This is a genomic window from Ideonella sp. P3_A4, assembly GCF_056403075.1.
Genome location: NZ_JBFUGE010000868.1, coordinates 1 through 2,061, shown reverse-complemented (window position 1 = coordinate 2,061; position 2,061 = coordinate 1). Strand labels below are relative to the sequence as shown.

Here is a 2,061-nt window from a genome sequence, read left to right as displayed (position 1 = left end):
GGCCGGCCAGACCCCATAGCGAAACCTCCGCGCTCGCGTCGCTCAGTTTGCACTTGGCGCGCAGCACGAACATCGACAAGCGTTTCAGCGTCGGGCCCAGCAGGTCGGCCGAGCAGGCCAGCAGGACTTCGTCGGGTGCCGGCGACCAGATGATGAAGCTGGCCAGCAGTCGTCCTTTTACCGAGCAGTAGCCCGCGAGCGTGGCCTGGCCGCGCGCCAGGCCAACCACGTCGCTGGTCAGTTGGCCCTGCAAGAAGCTGGCGGCCTCGGCCCCTTGGGCGCGTATCACGCCCCAGTCGGACAAACGGACAGCGCCTTGCAGCGCGGCGGAAGAAGCGGGGGCGAGTGCAGCGGGAGCCAGGGCCAGGTCAGTCATGCCGACGATTATCATCGCCGCCCTATGTTCGAGAGCCCTCTGGGGATACCTTCACTGGCATGAGGCGGTTGCGCAAGTTCTTCGTCGTGGCGTTGCTGCTGCTCGTGGCAGCCGCAGCCGCCGGCTGGTGGTGGCTGGGCCGGCCTTTGCCGTTGCGCAGCGAACGGGTCGAGGTCTCGATCGAGCCTGGCACCACGCCGCGCGAGGTCGTTCGCCTGTGGGTGGACGCTGGCGTCGATGCACCGACCGAGCTGCTGTACCAGTGGTTCCGCTGGTCCGGCCAGGCACGGAAGATCCGTGCCGGCAGCTATGAAATCGGCGCCGGTACAACCCCGCGCGACCTGTTGGACAAGATGGTCCGCGGCGATGAGGTGCTGGAAAACCTGCGCCTGATCGACGGCTGGACCTTCCGCCAGGTGCGCCAGGCGTTGGTTGATGCGCCGAATCTGAAACAGTCGATTCAAGGTTTGACCGACGAGCAGGTCGCCAAGCTGTTGGAGCTGCCCGGCGGCGTGGTCGAGGGCCATGTGTTCCCTGACACCTATGCCTACAGCCGCGGCGTCAGCGACTTGACGGTGTTGCGCCGTGCCGTGGCCGCGATGACGCGGCGCATCGAAGAAGCCTGGCCGACGCGCGCCGAAGGCCTGCCGCTGCCCAACCCCGAAGCGGCGCTGGTGCTGGCCTCGATCGTCGAGAAGGAAACCGGTACGCCGGGCGATCGTGGTCGCGTCGCTGCTGTGTTCGTCAACCGGCTCAAGCTCGGCATGCCGCTGCAAAGCGACCCCACCGTCATCTATGGGTTGGGCACCAAGTTCGACGGCAACCTGCGCCGCGTCGACCTGACGACCGACACGCCCTGGAACACCTACACCCGGGCCGGCCTGCCACCGACGCCGATCGCGATGCCGGGCCTGGCGTCGCTGCAGGCGGTGCTCAAGCCCGACCCGAGCAAGGCCTTGTACTTCGTGGCGCGCGGCGACGGCTCCAGCGTCTTTTCGGACACCCTGGACGACCATAATCGGGCGGTCAACCAGTTCCAGAAAGGCCCGCGCAAGTGAGCACCCGTGGCCGCTTCATCACCTTCGAAGGCATCGACGGCGCCGGCAAATCGACCCACATCGAAGCCGTGGCCGAAGCCTTGCGCGAGCAAGGCGACGAGGTGCTGCTGACCCGCGAGCCCGGCGGCACGCCGCTGGCGGAGAAGCTGCGTGAGCTGTTCCTGCACGAGCCGATGGATGCGTTGTGCGAAGCGCTGCTGGTCTTCGCCGCCCGGCGCGACCATCTTCACACCCGCATCGAGCCAGCGCTGGCCGCCGGCACCACGGTGCTGTGCGACCGCTTCACCGACGCGACCTTCGCCTACCAAGGCGCCGGCCGCGGCTTTGACTTGGCGGTGTTGTCGACGCTGGAGCAGTGGGTGCAGCAGGGTCTGCAACCTGATTTGACGCTGTGGTTCGACGTGCCCCCAGTGGTGGCCGCACACCGCCGCGCCGCGGCGCGCGAGCCCGACCGGCTCGAGCGCGAGGCCGAAGCCTTTTTCGAGCGCGTGCGCAGCGGCTATGCGGCGCGCTGCGAGGCAGCGCCGCAGCGTGTGCAGCGCATCGACGCCGATGCCGAGGTGCCGGTGGTGCGCGCTGCCGTGCTGGCAGCTGTCGCCAAGGCCGTGGGGCGCGCCGGTGCTTGAC

3 protein-coding genes are annotated in these 2,061 nt (G+C 68.3%); 2 read left to right on the top strand and 1 reads right to left on the bottom strand.

What is annotated here, in order from left to right; all coding sequences use genetic code 11:
* Window positions 1-376, bottom strand: a 376-nt coding sequence (locus tag AC1DYI_RS33830) for a YgfZ/GcvT domain-containing protein (protein ID WP_477208486.1), incomplete at its 3' end; no start/stop codon positions are given.
* 59 nt (window positions 377-435) lie between these two features.
* Between AC1DYI_RS33830 and mltG the strand changes: the two genes are divergently transcribed.
* Both mltG and tmk read left to right on the top strand, forming a co-directional pair.
* Window positions 436-1,434, top strand: a complete 999-nt coding sequence (gene mltG / locus AC1DYI_RS33825; RefSeq protein ID WP_477208485.1) for an endolytic transglycosylase MltG — start codon at window positions 436-438, stop codon at window positions 1,432-1,434.
* Complete coding sequence (tmk, locus tag AC1DYI_RS33820) at window positions 1,431-2,060, top strand: dTMP kinase (RefSeq protein WP_477208484.1); 630 nt, start codon at window positions 1,431-1,433, stop codon at window positions 2,058-2,060. The genes mltG and tmk overlap by 4 nt, the downstream gene beginning before the upstream one ends.
* The last annotated feature ends 1 nt before the right edge of the window (window position 2,061 follow it).

Bases quoted from the DNA above. Each gene is read 5' to 3' on its own strand.
- mltG (WP_477208485.1), top strand. From the start codon at position 436: ATGAGGCGGTTGCGCAAGTTCTTCGTCGTGGCGTTGCTGCTGCTCGTG.